2 protein-coding genes are annotated in these 1,336 nt (G+C 60.9%); both read left to right on the top strand.

The annotated features are described in order from the left end of the window. The coding region (locus A3754_RS17970; protein WP_156497065.1) for a penicillin-binding protein activator at positions 1–1,153 on the top strand (1,153 nt) is incomplete at its 5' end. Next, positions 1,134–1,336, top strand: a 203-nt coding sequence (locus A3754_RS26255) for a YraN family protein (RefSeq protein WP_156497064.1), incomplete at its 3' end; no start/stop codon positions are given. The genes A3754_RS17970 and A3754_RS26255, both read left to right, overlap by 20 nt.

Here is a 1,336-nt window from a genome sequence, read left to right as displayed (position 1 = left end):
CGACGATGTGCCGCAAATGCTGGACGCCCTGGAAAAAGCCGCCAGCCAGCGCCCCAGCCAGGTCGCCATCCTGCTGCCGACCACCGGCCCACTGCAAACCGCGGGCAAGGCCCTGCAGGAAGGCATCATGACCGCCTTCTACCAGCAGCAGAAAAACGGCCAACCGCCCACGTTGCGCTTCTACGATTCCGGTGGCGACGATGTGCTTGCGGTGTATCAACAAGCCGTCACGGATGGCGCTGATTTCGTTCTCGGCCCTCTGGCCAAAGACAAAGCTGCAACCATCGCGGCCCAGGGCACGCTGCCAGTCACCACACTGGCATTGAACTACATCGACACCGACAACCGCCCCGATAATTTTTTCCAGTTTGGCCTGGCGCCGGAAGATGAAGCCCGCCAGATTGCTAACCATGGCGCCCGCAAAGGCGCCCTGCAGGCCGGCATTCTCTATCCGGAAGGAGAATGGGGCGCCCGGGTTGCCCAGGCCTTCGTTGATCGCTGGCAGGAGCTGGGCGGCTCAGTCACCATCACTCGCACTTACCAGGAAGGGCCCAGCATCGGCGAAACCGTCAAGGAAATGCTGCTGGTGGCACAAAGCCAGAAACGCGGCAATGCTGTCAGCCGTTTCACCAGCCTGAAGATGGATAACCAGCCTCGCCGTCGCCAGGACATGGATTTCCTGTTCCTGCTTGCTGACCCCAATCAGGGGCGCCAGGTGAAACCCGCACTGAACTTCCACTACGCCAAAGACCTGCCGGTCTACTCCACCGCCCTGATCTACAGCGGTGAAGACAACCCACGTCGTGACCAGGATCTTAACGGCATCCGCTTTGTCGACATGCCCTGGATTCTCACTGACGACAATCAGGCCCTGCATGACGCCGCCAACCAGCAATGGCCAGACGGCCATGGCCGCTACGAACGCCTGTTTGCCATGGGCATCGATGCCTACCGGCTGCAAGGGCGGCTGTATCTGCTGAACGCCCTGCCCTCCAGCGAGCTCCCCGGTGTCACCGGCCGCCTGCACATGGAAAACCAGCGCATTGTTCGCGAACTGAACTGGGCGGTTTTTGTGGGCGGCAAGGCAAAAACGCTGCCACAAGTGACCGAGACAGGCCAAAACAGCCTTCCCCGTGCCGCTACTACGCAGTAAGAAAGACACCGGCCGGGACGCGGAAAAGCTTGCCGCGAAGTGGCTGGTCGACCAGGGACTGACCGTTGTGGAGCGCAACTTCCATTGCCGTCAGGGAGAAATTGATCTGATCCTGCTGGATCAGGACACTCTGGTCTTCACCGAAGTGCGCTGGCGCAAACACCAGAGCCATGGTGGCGCGCT

This window comes from Alcanivorax sp. HI0083, assembly GCF_001635175.1.
Note: the sequence above shows the minus strand (reverse complement) of the source record. Positions and strands in the feature narration are given on the sequence as shown.